This is a genomic window from Klebsiella sp. 141198 (genome assembly GCF_050600785.1).
Classification (GTDB): Bacteria; Pseudomonadota; Gammaproteobacteria; order Enterobacterales; family Enterobacteriaceae; genus Klebsiella; species Klebsiella aerogenes.
In genome coordinates this window covers 30,509-45,629 of the sequence record NZ_JAQIRM010000008.1, presented here as the reverse complement: position 1 = coordinate 45,629, position 15,121 = coordinate 30,509, and the positions used below count along the sequence as shown (strand labels likewise).

The 15,121-nt window shown below is 57.0% G+C and carries 17 protein-coding genes; 10 read left to right on the top strand and 7 right to left on the bottom strand.

The window, feature by feature from the left end:
• The first annotated feature begins 107 nt into the window (after positions 1 to 107).
• Positions 108 to 806, top strand: a complete 699-nt coding sequence (gene cpxR / locus PGR10_RS23205) for an envelope stress response regulator transcription factor CpxR (protein WP_015368937.1) — start codon at positions 108 to 110, stop codon at positions 804 to 806.
• On the top strand, positions 803 to 2,176 hold the full coding sequence (gene cpxA, locus PGR10_RS23200) for an envelope stress sensor histidine kinase CpxA (protein ID WP_015368938.1): 1,374 nt from the start codon (positions 803 to 805) through the stop codon (positions 2,174 to 2,176). Before cpxR ends, cpxA begins: the two co-directional genes overlap by 4 nt.
• Positions 2,177 to 2,238: 62 nt before the next feature.
• On the opposite strand, the gene yiiM is transcribed toward cpxA, so the two are convergent.
• Both yiiM and sodA read right to left on the bottom strand, forming a co-directional pair.
• Complete coding sequence (yiiM, locus tag PGR10_RS23195; RefSeq protein ID WP_113374897.1) at positions 2,239 to 2,913, bottom strand: 6-hydroxyaminopurine reductase; 675 nt, start codon at positions 2,911 to 2,913, stop codon at positions 2,239 to 2,241.
• A gap of 72 nt (positions 2,914 to 2,985) precedes the next feature.
• Positions 2,986 to 3,606 (bottom strand): superoxide dismutase [Mn], encoded by a 621-nt coding sequence (sodA, locus tag PGR10_RS23190; RefSeq protein WP_015368940.1) that lies wholly within the window; start codon positions 3,604 to 3,606, stop codon positions 2,986 to 2,988.
• 290 nt (positions 3,607 to 3,896) lie between these two features.
• Between sodA and rhaT the strand changes: the two genes are divergently transcribed.
• Complete coding sequence (gene rhaT / locus PGR10_RS23185) at positions 3,897 to 4,931, top strand: L-rhamnose/proton symporter RhaT (RefSeq protein WP_032706783.1); 1,035 nt, start codon at positions 3,897 to 3,899, stop codon at positions 4,929 to 4,931.
• Positions 4,932 to 4,939: 8 nt separating this feature from the next.
• On the opposite strand, the gene rhaR is transcribed toward rhaT, so the two are convergent.
• A complete protein-coding gene (gene rhaR / locus PGR10_RS23180; RefSeq protein ID WP_430924183.1) occupies positions 4,940 to 5,788 on the bottom strand; it encodes an HTH-type transcriptional activator RhaR in 849 nt (282 codons plus the stop codon).
• Positions 5,789 to 5,860: 72 nt separating this feature from the next.
• Entirely contained in the window at positions 5,861 to 6,697 is an 837-nt protein-coding gene (rhaS, locus tag PGR10_RS23175) for an HTH-type transcriptional activator RhaS (RefSeq protein ID WP_113374895.1), read from the bottom strand.
• A 311-nt stretch (positions 6,698 to 7,008) separates the two neighbouring features.
• Here rhaS and rhaB point away from each other — a divergent pair, with 311 nt between their 5' ends.
• The 5 genes from rhaB (at position 7,009) to rhaM (ending at position 12,129) form a co-directional block, all read left to right on the top strand.
• Positions 7,009 to 8,475, top strand: coding sequence for a rhamnulokinase (gene rhaB / locus PGR10_RS23170; protein ID WP_430924182.1), 1,467 nt, complete (start codon positions 7,009 to 7,011; stop codon positions 8,473 to 8,475).
• Positions 8,472 to 9,731 (top strand): L-rhamnose isomerase, encoded by a 1,260-nt coding sequence (gene rhaA / locus PGR10_RS23165; protein ID WP_113374892.1) that lies wholly within the window; start codon positions 8,472 to 8,474, stop codon positions 9,729 to 9,731. The genes rhaB and rhaA overlap by 4 nt, the downstream gene beginning before the upstream one ends.
• Before the next feature lie 82 nt (positions 9,732 to 9,813).
• The gene (rhaD, locus tag PGR10_RS23160; protein WP_430924181.1) at positions 9,814 to 10,638 is read left to right on the top strand and encodes a rhamnulose-1-phosphate aldolase; all 825 of its coding nucleotides are present in this window, start codon (positions 9,814 to 9,816) and stop codon (positions 10,636 to 10,638) included.
• A 31-nt stretch (positions 10,639 to 10,669) separates the two neighbouring features.
• A complete protein-coding gene (gene fucO, locus PGR10_RS23155) occupies positions 10,670 to 11,818 on the top strand; it encodes a lactaldehyde reductase (RefSeq protein ID WP_087858744.1) in 1,149 nt (382 codons plus the stop codon).
• Positions 11,815 to 12,129: an L-rhamnose mutarotase gene (rhaM, locus tag PGR10_RS23150; protein WP_213794905.1), complete on the top strand. Its 315-nt coding sequence runs from the start codon at positions 11,815 to 11,817 to the stop codon at positions 12,127 to 12,129. Before fucO ends, rhaM begins: the two co-directional genes overlap by 4 nt.
• A gap of 41 nt (positions 12,130 to 12,170) precedes the next feature.
• On the opposite strand, the gene PGR10_RS23145 is transcribed toward rhaM, so the two are convergent.
• The gene (locus PGR10_RS23145; RefSeq protein WP_087858746.1) at positions 12,171 to 12,719 is read right to left on the bottom strand and encodes a helix-turn-helix domain-containing protein; all 549 of its coding nucleotides are present in this window, start codon (positions 12,717 to 12,719) and stop codon (positions 12,171 to 12,173) included.
• A gap of 100 nt (positions 12,720 to 12,819) precedes the next feature.
• Between PGR10_RS23145 and PGR10_RS23140 the strand changes: the two genes are divergently transcribed.
• Together PGR10_RS23140 and PGR10_RS23135 are read left to right on the top strand one after the other, a co-directional pair.
• Entirely contained in the window at positions 12,820 to 13,479 is a 660-nt protein-coding gene (locus PGR10_RS23140) for an AzlC family ABC transporter permease (RefSeq protein WP_087858747.1), read from the top strand.
• Entirely contained in the window at positions 13,479 to 13,802 is a 324-nt protein-coding gene (locus PGR10_RS23135; RefSeq protein WP_045378791.1) for an AzlD domain-containing protein, read from the top strand. Before PGR10_RS23140 ends, PGR10_RS23135 begins: the two co-directional genes overlap by 1 nt.
• A 44-nt stretch (positions 13,803 to 13,846) precedes the next feature.
• Here PGR10_RS23135 and PGR10_RS23130 read toward each other — a convergent pair whose 3' ends face one another.
• Both PGR10_RS23130 and fdhD read right to left on the bottom strand, forming a co-directional pair.
• Complete coding sequence (locus PGR10_RS23130) at positions 13,847 to 14,059, bottom strand: YdgH/BhsA/McbA-like domain containing protein (protein ID WP_015368957.1); 213 nt, start codon at positions 14,057 to 14,059, stop codon at positions 13,847 to 13,849.
• Between the two features lie 128 nt (positions 14,060 to 14,187).
• The gene (fdhD, locus tag PGR10_RS23125; protein ID WP_049047184.1) at positions 14,188 to 15,024 is read right to left on the bottom strand and encodes a formate dehydrogenase accessory sulfurtransferase FdhD; all 837 of its coding nucleotides are present in this window, start codon (positions 15,022 to 15,024) and stop codon (positions 14,188 to 14,190) included.
• Positions 15,025 to 15,121: the final 97 nt, after the last annotated feature.

Sequence of the window (15,121 nt, the reverse complement as noted above, 5' to 3'; positions counted from 1 at the left end):
AGTTTACGATTCAGGCTGCAAACATGCGTCAGGGGGTGTAAAACAACGTAAAGTCATGGATTAGCGAGCCTTGATGACGTAATTTCTGCCTCGGAGGTATTTAAACAATGAATAAAATCCTGTTAGTTGATGATGACCGGGAGCTCACCTCCCTGTTAAAAGAGCTGCTCGATATGGAAGGTTTTAATGTGCTCGTTGCCCATGACGGTGAACAGGCGCTGGCGCTTCTTGACGACAGCATTGATCTCCTTTTGCTTGATGTGATGATGCCGAAGAAAAACGGTATCGACACGCTTAAAGAATTACGTCAGACACACCAGACCCCGGTTATCATGCTAACGGCGCGCGGAAGCGAGCTGGATCGCGTTCTCGGCCTCGAACTCGGGGCGGATGACTATTTGCCTAAGCCGTTTAACGATCGCGAGCTGGTGGCGCGTATACGCGCGATTCTGCGTCGCTCCCACTGGAGCGAGCAGCAGCAGACTACCGAATCCGGTTCTCCGACCCTGGAAGTGGATGCGTTAAGCCTCAATCCGGGCCGTCAGGAAGCCAATTTTGATGGGCAAACGCTGGAGCTGACCGGCACCGAGTTCACCCTGCTGTATCTGCTGGCGCAGCATCTTGGTCAGGTGGTGTCACGTGAACACTTAAGCCAGGAAGTGTTGGGCAAGCGGCTGACGCCGTTCGACCGCGCTATCGATATGCATATTTCCAACCTGCGGCGTAAGCTGCCGGAGCGCAAAGACGGCCATCCGTGGTTTAAAACATTGCGCGGACGCGGCTATCTGATGGTTTCTGCTTCATGATTGGAAGTTTAACCGCACGCATCTTCGCTATCTTCTGGCTCACGCTGGCGCTGGTGTTGATGCTGGTGCTGATGTTGCCCAAGCTGGACTCGCGCCAGATGACCGAGCTGCTGGAAAGCGAGCAACGTCAGGGCATCATGATTGAGCAACACGTCGAGGCCGAACTGGCGAACGATCCGCCGAACGACTTGATGTGGTGGCGACGTCTGTTTCGCGCCATCGATAAGTGGGCGCCGCCGGGGCAGCGACTGCTGCTGGTCACCAGCGAAGGCCGCGTGATCGGCGCAGAACGCAACGAAATGCAGATCATTCGTAACTTTATCGGCCAGGCCGATAATGCCGATCATCCGCAGAAGAAGCGTTACGGACGCCTGGAGATGGTCGGCCCGTTTTCCGTCAGGGATGGTGAAGATAATTATCAACTTTATCTCATCCGCCCTGCCAGCACTTCACAATCCGACTTCATCAACCTGCTGTTTGACCGTCCGCTATTACTGCTTATCGTGACGATGCTGGTCAGCGCCCCGCTGCTGCTCTGGCTGGCGTGGAGCCTGGCGAAGCCGGCGCGCAAGTTGAAAAACGCCGCCGACGAAGTTGCCCAGGGTAACCTGCGGCAGCATCCGGAGCTGGAAGCCGGTCCGCAGGAGTTTCTGGCCGCCGGGGCCAGCTTCAACCAGATGGTGACCGCGCTTGAGCGAATGATGACCAGCCAGCAGCGGCTGCTGTCGGATATCTCGCACGAGCTACGCACGCCGTTAACCCGCCTGCAGCTAGGCACCGCGTTGCTGCGCCGCCGCAGCGGTGAAAGCAAAGAGCTGGAGCGTATCGAAACCGAAGCGCATCGGCTGGACAGCATGATCAACGACCTGCTGGTGATGTCGCGTAATCAGGCAAAAAACGCGCTGGTCAGCGAGACGGTGAAAGCGAATCAGCTGTGGGGCGAAGTGCTGGACAACGCGGCATTTGAAGCCGAACAGATGGGGAAATCATTTACCGTTGAGTATCCGCCGGGCCCCTGGCCGCTGTACGGTAACCCCAATGCGCTGGAAAGCGCGCTGGAAAATATCGTGCGCAACGCGCTGCGCTACTCGCACACGAAAATTTCCGTCAGCTTCTCGGTGGATAAAGACGGGATTACGGTCAACGTCGATGATGACGGCCCGGGCGTCAGCCCGGAGGATCGCGAACAGATTTTCCGTCCGTTCTATCGTACCGACGAGGCTCGCGATCGCGAGTCCGGCGGCACCGGTCTGGGGCTGGCGATTGTCGAAACGGCGATTCAGCAACATCGCGGCTGGGTTAAAGCCGACGATAGCCCGCTGGGTGGCCTGCGATTAACAATCTGGCTGCCGCTGTATAAACGAACCTGAGCCTGTCCCGGCTTGCGCTACGCTGAGCCGGGCTACGGGTTGCCACGTTCAATATGGGGGAATTATTTCCCCCATAATCTGCGCGAATTATCCTCGATCTGCCCGCTTAAACGCCGTTTCTGCATGGTTCTGCTCCAGCTTACCGACAGGCCCGCCGCAGATAACAGACGGTGATACTGGTCGTCGTCAAACGGCATATGCCAGGCAATCGCGCCAGCCTCATGCACGCTCACATCGCTTAATCGCGATACCAGCTCCAGCGGCGCATCGCTGGAGACCTGGCCGCCGGCAATAATGCGGTAGAGCCAGCCAACCTTGCCGCTGTTCTGCATCAGTTGCGCCATATCGCTAATGCCGAAATGGTAATTCAGTTTGAAGCAGGGAGAGCGCGGCTGAGTGACCTGAATCAGCGCCTCGCCCCAACGAAAGATATCGCCGATATAGACATTTTTTTCCGTTAGTCCTTCGGAAGAAAGGTTCTCACCGAATGCGGGGGCGCAGAACAGATCGGCCTGCTGCGGGAATTCGCGGATCCAGTCGAGGTAATGCTCGCGGGGATAGTGGCACAGCGCGCGATCCGGCCCGCCGTGAATTTTCTTTTCCGCCTGCTCGTCCCCTTCCAGCCCGAGATCGCCGAGCTGCAGCTCGCCATCGACCTGGATTTTGCCAATTGCGCTGGGGCGGCTACCGTCGTAGTCCCTGATTTTGCCGACAAAGACATTCACCGGGTAATGCATTGCTGCTCTCCTTGCTACGGATATAAAAAAAGCGAGTCATCAGACTCGCTTCTCTCTTAGCACAATGCAACCTTATTTTTTGGCGGCAAAACGCGCTGCTGCTTCGTCCCAGTTAACCACGTCCCAGAAGGCTTTGATGTAGTCCGGACGGCGGTTCTGGAATTTCAGGTAGTAAGCGTGTTCCCACACATCCAGGCCGATAATCGGGAAGCCGGAAGCGCCGGAAATGGCTTCGCCCATCAGCGGGGAATCCTGGTTTGCGGTAGAAACGACGGCCAGTTTGTCGCCTTTCAGCACCAGCCACGCCCAGCCGGAACCAAAGCGGGTTGCTGCCGCTTTTTCGAATTCAGCTTTGAAGTTGTCCACAGAACCGAAATCACGCTCGATAGCGGCTTTCAGGTCGCCCTGCAGGGTAGTGCCGGTTTTCAGGCCTTTCCAGAACAGGCTATGGTTAGCGTGGCCGCCCGCGTTGTTACGCAGTACGGTTTTTTTGTCAGCCGGCAGTTGATCCAGTTTGGTGATCAGCTCTTCCGCGGACAGGTTAGCGAATTCCGGCAGGCTTTCCAGCGCTGCGTTAGCGTTGTTAACGTAGGTCTGGTGATGCTTAGTATGATGGATCTCCATCGTCTGCTTGTCGAAATGCGGTTCCAGAGCATCGTAAGCGTACGGCAGGGATGGCAGTGTATAACTCATAATCATCTCCATTATTATCGGGCGGCAGAGGGTGTTAACGCCGCGTAAGCAGTCGGTTCATTATAGTTAATTAAATGATATTGAAAATGATTATCAATGCCGTAGTTTTACTAAGGTTATACCCAAAATAGATACACGCCGGTTTGTGAGCCAAAACAACCCATTAAGCCCCTGATTGCCAGAGTTTCGTCTGAGGTGGCAACAGCTCAAAGGCGTAAAAACTGCGCAATTTTTACACTCATCGCATCGGAGAGAGTCTATCCAACCCAACACAGATGAGGGTAAAGGCAATGAATCATGCGATTACGATGGGAATTTTTTGGCATTTAATCGGCGCCGCCAGTGCCGCCTGTTTTTATGCTCCTTTCAAGAAGGTGAAACACTGGTCGTGGGAAACCATGTGGTCGATCGGCGGGATTGTCTCCTGGCTGATTCTGCCGTGGGCGATAAGCGCCATGCTGCTGCCCGATTTCTGGGCCTACTACCGCTCGTTTAGCGCCTCCACGCTGCTGCCGGTGTTTTTGTTCGGCGCGATGTGGGGCATCGGTAACATCAACTATGGCCTGACCATGCGCTATCTGGGTATGTCGATGGGTATCGGTATCGCTATCGGCATTACGCTTATCGTCGGTACCTTAATGACGCCGATCCTCAACGGCCACTTTGATGTGTTGATTCACACCAAAGGCGGACAAATGACCCTACTCGGCGTGCTGGTAGCGGTGATTGGTGTGGGTATCGTCACCCGCGCCGGCCAGCTTAAAGAGCGCAAAATGGGCATCAAAGCGGAAGAGTTCAACCTGAAAAAAGGGCTGATGCTGGCGGTGATGTGCGGTATTTTCTCCGCCGGCATGTCATTTGCGATGAACGCCGCTAAACCAATGCATGAAGCCGCCGCGGCGCTGGGCGTCGACCCGCTGTATACCGCGCTGCCAAGCTACGTGGTGATCATGGGCGGCGGCGCGCTGGTTAACCTCGGCTTCTGCTTTATTCGCCTCGCCAAAGTGAAGGATTTGTCGCTAAAAGCCGACTTCTCACTGGCAAAACCGCTTATCATCAGCAACATTCTGCTTTCCGCATTGGGCGGGCTAATGTGGTATCTGCAGTTCTTCTTCTATGCCTGGGGCCACGCCAGTATCCCGGCGCAGTATGACTACATGAGCTGGATGCTGCATATGAGCTTCTACGTACTGTGCGGCGGGCTGGTTGGGCTGGTGCTGAAAGAGTGGAACAACGCCGGACGCCGCCCGGTCAGCGTGCTCAGCCTCGGCTGCGTGGTGATTATCATCGCCGCGAATATCGTCGGCCTGGGAATGGCTAACTGATTTCCCCTTCACGCGGCGGCGCGACTGCGCTGCCGCCACTGTCCCGGCGTCATGCCAATTTCCCGATTAAACACCACCGAAAAGTAGTTACTGTCCTCAAACCCGCACTGCATGGCGATCTCGCCGATTAGCCGCTCGGTATGCTGCAGTAAATACTGCGCATGGCAGATCCGCAGTTGGCGCAAATAGTGAGTTATCGTCATTCCCGTTTGCTGGCGAAACTGCTGGCGTAGCGCGCGTTCGCTGCAGCCTTCACGCAGACAGAAGCTATCCAGATTAAAGGGACGATTAAGACTACCGGCCAGTTCGGTCAGCAGTTTGTCGAGCAGAGTTTCGCTTTGCGTCGCCGCCAGGTTATCAGTGGCGTAGCGATAGCGCTGGAGCGTTAGCGCCAGTTGGGCAAACAGCAGTTCCGCCATGCTATCCGCCTGCACATCCTGCCGCGCGCTTTCGTGCTCCAGCTGGCTAATGACCTGCCTGGCCTGCGCCATGCCGCTGCCGCCGAGCCGCCAGTGCGGCTGCCACGGCGTGCCGAATAATCCCGGAATATGCGCCGCCCAGTCAAAATTGAGCCGCAGCCGATCCGGGCAATAAATAATATTCTGCAGCACCAGGTCGTTGACCGACGCATAAGAGTGTTTATCTTCCGCGCGAATATAAAAGAGATCGCCGCGGGTAATCCGCCACGGGCGATCGTTGAGGATATGCAGGCCGTTGCCGCGCCACACCAGCACCAGCTCGCAAAATTCATGGGTATGCTCGGCGAAGACGTTTTGCGGGTAGCGGTCAGCCACCGCGACCGCCTGCGAGGAGGAGGCAAAAAACTCATCTTTGCGAAGCACCAGCTGACCTGCCACAACTCTTACTCCCGACGCGGAAACCAACCATTATTCGCATTTTGGTCAGGCAATACGTTGACTCTTCTCGCGTTACTGAAGAATAGCGTCGCGCCCCTGGCGAATATCGCGCGGCGACCAGTCGAATTCACGGCGAAATAGCGTCGAAAAATGATTACTGTCGCCAAAACCGCAGCGATAGGCGATCTCCGTCACGCTATCATCGCTGTGGCGCAGCAGGTGCCGCGCCTTCATCAGGCGCACCCGGTTGAGATAGCGCTGGGGCGTCAGCCCGGTTTGCAGCTTTAACTGGCGATGCAGGGTGCGTAAAGAGAGCGAAAACTGCGCCGCCACCTCCTCCCAACATATCTCTTCGGCAAAATGGTCTTCCAACCAGGCCATCAGCTGATTCAGCCGCGCCTCGTGGTTGCCGGCGCCTTCCGCCAGGCTGTTGCTGTGCAGTAGCACCAGTAGCTGCATAAAAAGGATTTCACGGCTGGCGATGGTATGGGGTTCGATGCCCTGCCCGACCTTTTCCATCTGACCGACGATTTGCCGCACCTGCTGCAGTACCGTCTGGTTGACCCGCCAGTGTGACAGATAGTTGCCGTCCTGCTCCTGCGGCAGCAGCTGGTTCACGCCGGTCAGAAAACGAAAAGCATCCGGCGCGCGGTAGAGCACGTTGGTCAGACACAGGTTATTAGTGTGTTCGTAAAGATGGCGATCGTGATCGCGAATAAAGCAGACCGAACCGCCGCTGATGGTATAGGGCTGGCCGTTGAAAACGTGAATGCCCGTACCCTGTTCAACGATGACAATCTCATGAAAATCATGGTGATGTTCTGGAAAGGCCGCTTGAGGAAGGCGCGGTTCAATCGCCACCGCCGAGACGCCGGCCTTAAAGAAATCCGTACTGTGCAACACGGTCATAGCAGCCTCCACGAATGAGAAAAATTATCAACCGTCGCCGCAAATAGTAATTAAGGGCCGGCAATCCGGCCTTCAATTTTTGACCGTGAACCGCGTAAAACCTGCCGTTTTTTCAAGAACCAGCCGGAAATTTCCGGAACTGCGGCCAACATCACACCGCGCCTCGCGCCGCCCATAAAACGAAACTGTGACGCTTCTCACGGTCACCTTTGCTGTGTTGCCAGCCGTCCGTTTTCGCTGTCAGTAGCGAGAAGGTGACGCAGAGACGCCTTTTTTAGACTGCCTGTAATGATTTTAAGAAGGGTCGTGCCATGAGTATTCGTCATTGTGTCGCCGTTGATTTAGGCGCTTCCAGCGGTCGGGTCATGCTCGCGAATTATGACACCGCGACGCGCGCGCTGACGCTGCGTGAAGTTCACCGTTTCACCAACCGCCTCCTGAAAGTGGGCGGCTACGATTGCTGGGATATCGATAGCCTGGAAGCGGAAATTCGCCGTGGGCTGGTGAAAGTGTGCGAACAGGGGATCCTGATCGACAGTATCGGCATCGACACCTGGGGCGTTGATTTCGTCTTGCTGGATAAGCACGGCCAGCGCGTCGGCCTGCCGGTTTCCTATCGCGATAGCCGCACTCACGGCCTGATGGCGCAGGCAATCGAACACCTCGGCCGCGCCAATATCTACTGCCGCAGCGGCATCCAGTTTCTGCCGTTCAACACCCTTTATCAGCTGCGGGCGCTGGTCAGCCAGCAGCCGACGCTGGTGGAACAGGTCGCCCATGCGCTGCTGATCCCGGACTACTTCAGCTACCGCCTGACCGGCGCGATGAACTGGGAATACACCAACGCCACCACCACGCAACTGGTTAATATCAATAGCGATAACTGGGATGACGAGCTGCTCCGCTGGAGCGGCGCGCAGCCGGACTGGTTCGGTACGCCGACGCATCCGGGCAATGTTATCGGCCACTGGATCTGCCCGCAGGGTAACCGCATCCCGGTGGTCGCCGTCGCCAGCCACGATACGGCCAGCGCCGTGATCGCCTCGCCGCTGGCGGATAAAAATGCCGCCTATCTCTCATCAGGCACCTGGTCGCTGATGGGCTTTGAAAGTAAAACGCCTTACACCAGCCAGCAAGCACTGAAGGCGAATATCACTAATGAAGGCGGCGCTGAGGGACGCTATCGGGTGCTGAAAAACATCATGGGCCTGTGGCTGCTGCAGCGGGTACTGCAAGAGCAGAACATTAGCGATCTGCAGGCGCTGATTGTCGACACGGCGATGCTGCCAGCCTGCCGTTACCTGATTGATTGCAATAACGATCGCTTTATTAACCCGGCCAATATGAGCGCCGAAATTCAGGCCGCCTGCGCGGAGACCGCCCAGCCGATTCCGGTCACTCCCGCCGAACTGGCGCGCTGCATTTTTGACAGCCTGGCGCTGCTGTATGCCCGGGTATTGGGCGAGCTTGCAGCACTCCGCGGCCACCCTTTTAGCCAGTTACATATCGTCGGCGGCGGCTGCCAGAACGCGTTGCTTAACCAGCTGTGCGCCGATGCCTGCGGCCTGCCGGTGGTGGCGGGCCCCATTGAAGCCTCCACGCTTGGCAATATCGGCATCCAGCTGATGACGCTGGATGAACTGCACAACGTCGATGAATTCCGTCAGGTGGTACGCGACAACGCGTCGCTCACCACGTTTACCCCACATTCAGATAGCGAAATTGCCCGCTTCGTCGCGCAATTTCAGCCACAACCTACAAAGGAGCTTTGCGCATGACCACTCAACTTGAACAAGCCTGGGAAATTGCTAAGCAGCGCTATGCCGCCATCGGCGTAGATGCCGAGGAAGCTCTGCGTCAGCTGGACCGTCTGCCGGTGTCAATGCACTGCTGGCAGGGCGATGACGTGGCGGGCTTTGAAAACCCGGAAGGCAACTTAACCGGCGGCATTCAGGCCACCGGCAACTATCCCGGCAAAGCGCGCAATGCCCAGGAGCTACGCGCCGACCTCGAACAGGCGCTAAGCCTGATACCGGGGCCGAAGCGCCTTAATCTGCACGCGATTTATCTTGAGTCCGCCACGCCGGTCGCGCGTAATGAAATCAAGCCGGAACACTTTAAGCACTGGGTGGAATGGGCGAAACGCCACCAGTTGGGGCTCGATTTTAACCCTTCCTGCTTCTCGCATCCGCTAAGCGCCGACGGTTTTACGCTGTCGCACGCCAACCCGGAGATTCGTCAGTTCTGGATCGATCACTGTAAAGCCAGCCGCCGCATCTCCGCTTATTTCGGCGAGCAGCTTGGGACGCCATCGGTAATGAATATCTGGGTGCCGGACGGCATGAAAGATATTACCGTCGATCGCTTCGCCCCGCGCCAGCGGCTGCTGAACGCGCTGGATGAGGTCATCAGCGAAAAGCTCGATCCGGCGCACCATATCGACGCCGTTGAGAGCAAGCTGTTCGGTATCGGCGCCGAAAGCTATACCGTGGGCTCCAATGAATTCTACATGGGCTACGCCGCCAGTCGTCAAACCGCGTTGTGCCTGGATGCCGGCCACTTCCATCCGACGGAAGTCATCTCCGACAAAATCTCCGCCGCCATGCTCTATATCCCACGCCTGCTGCTGCACGTCAGCCGCCCGGTACGCTGGGACAGCGATCACGTGGTGCTGCTGGATGACGAAACCCAGGCCATCGCCAGCGAAATTATCCGCCACAACCTGTTCGACCGCGTGCATATCGGCCTCGACTTCTTTGATGCCTCCATTAACCGCATCGCGGCGTGGGTAATCGGCACCCGCAACATGAAAAAAGCCCTGCTGCGCGCGCTGCTGGAGCCGACGGCGCTGCTGCGCCAGCTGGAAAACGACGGTGATTACACCGCCCGTCTGGCGCTGCTCGAAGAGCAGAAATCTCTGCCGTGGCAGGCCATCTGGGAGATGTACTGCCAGCGTCACGATACGCCGGCAGGCAGCCAGTGGCTGGAAAACGTGCGGACCTATGAAAAAGACGTGCTAAGCCAGCGCGGCTAATGCCTGACTTTCCCCGGATTGTGCCGTACAGGGTTTATCCGGGGAATCACACCTATTACGAATCAACAGGAAAGACAAGACTATGCACAACATCATCAATTCATGGTTCGTTCAGGGCATGATCAAAGCCACCTCCGACGCCTGGCTTAAAGGCTGGGACGAGCGTAACGGCGGTAATTTGACGCTGCGCCTGGATGAAGCGGATATCGCGCCATTCAAAGCCGATTTTCACGCTCAGCCGCGCTATATCGCCTTAAGCCAGCCGATGCCGGAACTGGCTAATCAGCCGTTTATCGTTACCGGTTCCGGTAAATTCTTCCGTAATGTGCAGCTCGATCCCGCCGCCAATCTCGGAGTGGTGAAAATAGACAACGACGGCGCGGGCTACTTCATTCTGTGGGGGTTAACGGAAGAAGCCGTGCCGACGTCGGAACTGCCGGCGCATTTCCTGTCGCACTGCGAGCGCATCAAAGCCACCGGCGGAAAAGATCGCGTGATCATGCACTGCCATGCCACCAACCTGATCGCCCTGACCTACGTGCTGGAGAACAACAGCGATCTGTTCACCCGCAAGCTTTGGGAAGGCAGCACCGAATGCCTGGTGGTGTTCCCGGACGGCGTCAGCATTCTGCCGTGGATGGTGCCGGGCACCGACGAGATTGGCCAGGCGACCGCCGGTGAAATGCAGAAACACTCTCTGGTGCTGTGGCCATTCCACGGCGTCTTCGGCAGCGGACCGACGCTGGATGAGACTTTCGGCCTAATCGATACCGCCGAGAAATCCGCCGAGGTGCTGGTGAAAGTCTATTCGATGGGCGGCATGAAACAGACGATTAGCCGCGAAGAATTGATTGCGTTAGGCCAACGCTTTGGCGTCACGCCGCTGGCCAGCGCGCTGGCGCTCTAAGAAAGCGAGTCGCTTTGTAAGGAGAATAATCATGAGCTTTATGTTGGCACTGCCGAAAATCAGCCTGCATGGCGCGGGCGCGATCGGCGATATGGTGAGCCTGGTGGCGGACAAGCAGTGGGGAAAAGCGCTGATTGTCACCGACGGCCATCTGGTGGAAATGGGCCTGCTCGATAGCCTGTTTCAGGCGCTGGAAGCGCATCAACTGTCTTATCATCTGTTCGATAACGTCTTTCCGAACCCAACCGAAGCGCTGGTTCAGCAAGGTATCGCCGCATTCCGTGCGGCGCAGTGCGACTATATTATCGCCTTCGGCGGCGGCAGCCCGATCGATACCGCTAAGGCGGTGAAAATTCTCAGCGCTAACCCGGCGCCATCGACCGCCTATTCCGGCGTGGGCAAAGTGAAGAATGCCGGCGTGCCGCTGGTGGCAATAAACACCACCGCCGGAACCGCCGCTGAAATGACCAGCAACGCGGTGATTATTGATAGCGAACGTCAGGTGAAAGAGGTCATCATCGACCCAAACATCATCCCGGATATTGCCGTCGACGACGCCAGCGTGATGCTCGATATTCCGCCGTCGGTTACCGCCGCGACCGGTATGGATGCGTTAACCCACGCTATTGAGGCGTTTGTCTCCGTCGGCGCCCATCCGCTGACCGACGCCAACGCGCTGGAAGCGATTCGCTTAATTCACCAGTGGCTGCCGCTGGCCGTTGATGACGGGCACAATCTGCAGGCCCGCGAGCAGATGGCATACGGTCAGTATCTGGCAGGAATGGCGTTCAACAGCGCAGGTCTTGGTCTGGTACACGCGCTGGCGCATCAGCCGGGCGCGACCCACAATCTGCCGCACGGCGTTTGTAATGCCATCCTGCTGCCGATCATCGAAAACTTTAACCGCCCGAACGCGGTAGCGCGTTTTGCCCGCATCGCCCAGGCGATGGGCGTCGATACGGGCGGCATGAGCGACGAAACCGCCAGCATGGCGGCGATTAATGCGATTCGCGCGTTGAGCAAACGAGTCGGTATTCCTGAAGGCTTTAGCCAGCTTGGCGTCAGTAAGGCCGACATCGAAGGCTGGCTGGATAAAGCGCTGGCCGACCCCTGCGCGCCCTGTAACCCGCGCAGCGCCAGCCGCGACGAGGTGCGCGAGTTATACCTGGAGGCGTTATGATCCGCAAAGCCTTCGTGATGCAGGTTAATCCCGACGCCCACGAGGAGTATCAGCGCCGTCATAATCCCATCTGGCCTGAACTGGAAGCCACGCTGAAAGCGCATGGCGCGCATCACTATGCGATCTTTCTCGACAAACAGCGCCATCTGCTATTCGCCACGGTGGAAATTGAATCGGAGGCCCGCTGGAACGCGGTGGCGGAAACAGAGGTCTGCCAACGCTGGTGGCGGTATATGCGCGAGGTGATGCCGACGAATCCGGATAACAGCCCGCTAAGCGTTGAACTGAGCGAAGTGTTTTATCTTGCGTAAAAAAAACGGCCTGTTTTATCAGGCCGCTTGAATTACTACTATTAATTTTGCTCTGCCACCAGCAGCGCCTGGGTATCCGGCTCCAGCGCCTGAAAGAGATGTTCCCGATCGGCCGGGTAGCAGATGTAATCCCCTTCCCCCAGCTCTTCCGGCGCTTCGGTAAGACCAACGCGCGCGCGCCCCTGAGTGATAATAATATGTTCGACCGACCCGGGCGGGTGCGGGTGCGAGATCCGATCGGCGCCGGGCTGCGTCAACAGCAGATAGATGTCGCGACGCGCGCCGGGGGGACAAGCCGCCAGCAAAATGGCCTGATAGTTGGCCTGCTCAGCAACCACTTTAGTGCCTTCGCCGCGGCGAATCACCTGGGTCTGGTTGGCCTGCGGCTCCAGTAAGCGGGCGAAGGGAATGTCCAGCGCCACGCACAGCGCCCACAATGTTTCCAGGCTAGGGTTGCCATTGCCGGACTCCAGCTGTGACAGGGTCGATTTGGCTATCCCGGCGCGGCGCGCCACCTCCGCCAGTGAGAGCCCGGTGCGCGAACGCTCGCGCGCCAGGCTTTTAGCAATTACGCTGATGGGCTGTGTCATACACCGCTCCTCGTATTTTATATCGAACGAATCGTTCGTCTTGAAAAACCATTCTGTTGCGTTCATTATAATGGAAATTCGTTCGATATGGCTAAAGCGTATGCGTTACAAATTTTCCTGTCTCAGTGGAGACACCATTAAAGCAATCGTTCTGGTATGCCTGGCGGTCGGCGTGGTTGGCATGTCTTACGGTTCATTAGCGATGGCCTACGGTTTTCCGCTGTGGGTGCCGTTTGTCCTTTCCATTACGGTGCTGGCCGGTGCCTCTGAGTTTATGTTTATCGGTATTGTCGCCAGCGGCGGTAACCCGCTCGCCGCGGCGGCGGCAGGTTTACTGGTGAACGCCCGCCACGTTCCTTTTGGCGTCACCGTGCGCGATCTGGTCGGCGCCCGCGCCGCCAGCCTGCTCGGCTGCCACATCATGAATGATGAGAGCGTGGTGTTCGGCCTGTCGCAGAAAACCCAGGAGCAACGTAAAGCCGCCTACTGGCTCTGCGGGCTAGGCGTGGCGCTCATCTGGCCGCTCGGTACCCTGCTGGGTGCCGGCGTCGGTAAATTATTACCCGCACCGGAAACCATCGGCCTGGATGCGGTATTCCCGGCTATTCTGCTGGCGCTGGTGGTACCGGCTTTTAAAAAACGTACCACACTGATTCGTGCCTGCAGCGGCGCGGTTATTTCGCTTGCCGCCGTGCCCTTCGCGCCGGTTGGATTACCGGTTCTGCTCTCATTGTTTGGCTTACTGGCGAGGAAAAAATAATGGCTAATATGACGCTGTTTATCGCCGGGATCGCGATTCTGTCGATCGGCACATACCTGATGCGTTTGGGCGGGGCAAAGCTTGGCAGCCGTTTAGCGTTTTCCGAGCGCTCACAGGCGCTGCTTTCTGATGCCGCGACGGTGTTGCTGTTTTCCGTGGCGCTGGCAACCACCTTTTATGAAGGCGAGCATTTTTCCGGCATGGCGCGGGTACTTGGCGTCGGTTTTGCCGTGTTCCTTGCCTGGCGCAAGATGCCGCTTATCGTGGTGATTATCGCCGCGGCGGTGGTGACGGCGTTGCTACGCCTGGCGGGTATAAACTAAAAAAGCGCCCTGAGGCGCTCTTTCGACGGTAGTGGGTTGCTAACTTATTTGTTCAGTTCAGCGGTCATATGCACGCGATTACCGTTAAACGCTTCGGTAATGGTGTAAGAAGACGCGCCGGCAGCCTGCGCCTGAGCGGCGATTTTCGCTTCCGCGGCGTCCATAGTGGAAGCGGTGGCGGTCACGGATTGTGCAGCGAAAGAACCGAAAGAAGCGGCCAGAGCGATAACAGCGACAAAAGTTTTGATGCTTTTCATGATATAAACCCTTTAATTTAGTTGTTTGGATAAGGCGCCGTGCCTTGATGTGATAAATAATAATCTTCACATCCCGTAACTAAAAGCGGAAGGATTTGCTGTCATCTTTCAAAAAAACTGACCAACATTTAACCGGCAATGAGGCGCTGCGGATGAGTATAAATCGTCGCTCTGCCTGGCCTGCAGAACCCCACCAGCGTCAGATTACAACGCTCGGCGACTTCCACCGCCAGGGTCGTCGCCGCGGAGACCGCAAACAGAATTTCCACCCCGCACATCGCGGCCTTCTGTACCATCTCATAACTGGCGCGGCTGGAGACTAAGGCCGCGCCCTGCTGCCAGCCCTCTCCTTCTTCACTACGGCGCCCCAGCAGTTTATCCAGCGCAACGTGACGGCCTACATCTTCATGCCCGCCCGCCAGTTCGCCATCAGGGCGCACCCACGCGGCGGCGTGCGTACAGCCGGTCAGACGGCCGATAGGCTGAACCTCATTTAACTGTTTGAGCGCGCGATCGAGATGAGAGAGCGCAAAGGTCTGGCTAAAGGGCAGCGGCTCGACGGGCTTACCGATATCATTTAGCTGCTCGACGCCACATACTCCACAGCCGGTACGCCCGGCGAGCGCCCGGCGGCGCTCTTTCAGCCCCATAAACCGGCGGCTGGAGAGTTCGATTTGCACTTCTACCCCGTTACAGGCCTGCACCACGTCCATCCCGTAGATCTCTTGTCGACTTTGAATAATCCCTTCCGACAGGGAAAAACCGACGGCGAAATGTTCCAGGTCACGTGGCGTCGCCATCATGACAACGTGCGAGATGCCGTTATAGACCAGAGCGACGGGTACCTCTTCAGCTACCTCGTCTGGCTGAGGATGTTGTAAATCCTCGCGTTTCCAGAGGGTAACCTGGCGATAACCTGTGACATCTGTCACATTTTTGATTTGTTCAGGAAGGTTCTTATTCACTTTCATTTAACCGTATTGGAACAGGCATACACACAATGTGGTATTCTGTTTTTATATCCCTCCAGGACCGAGGGAAATTAACTCAATTCTGAACCTT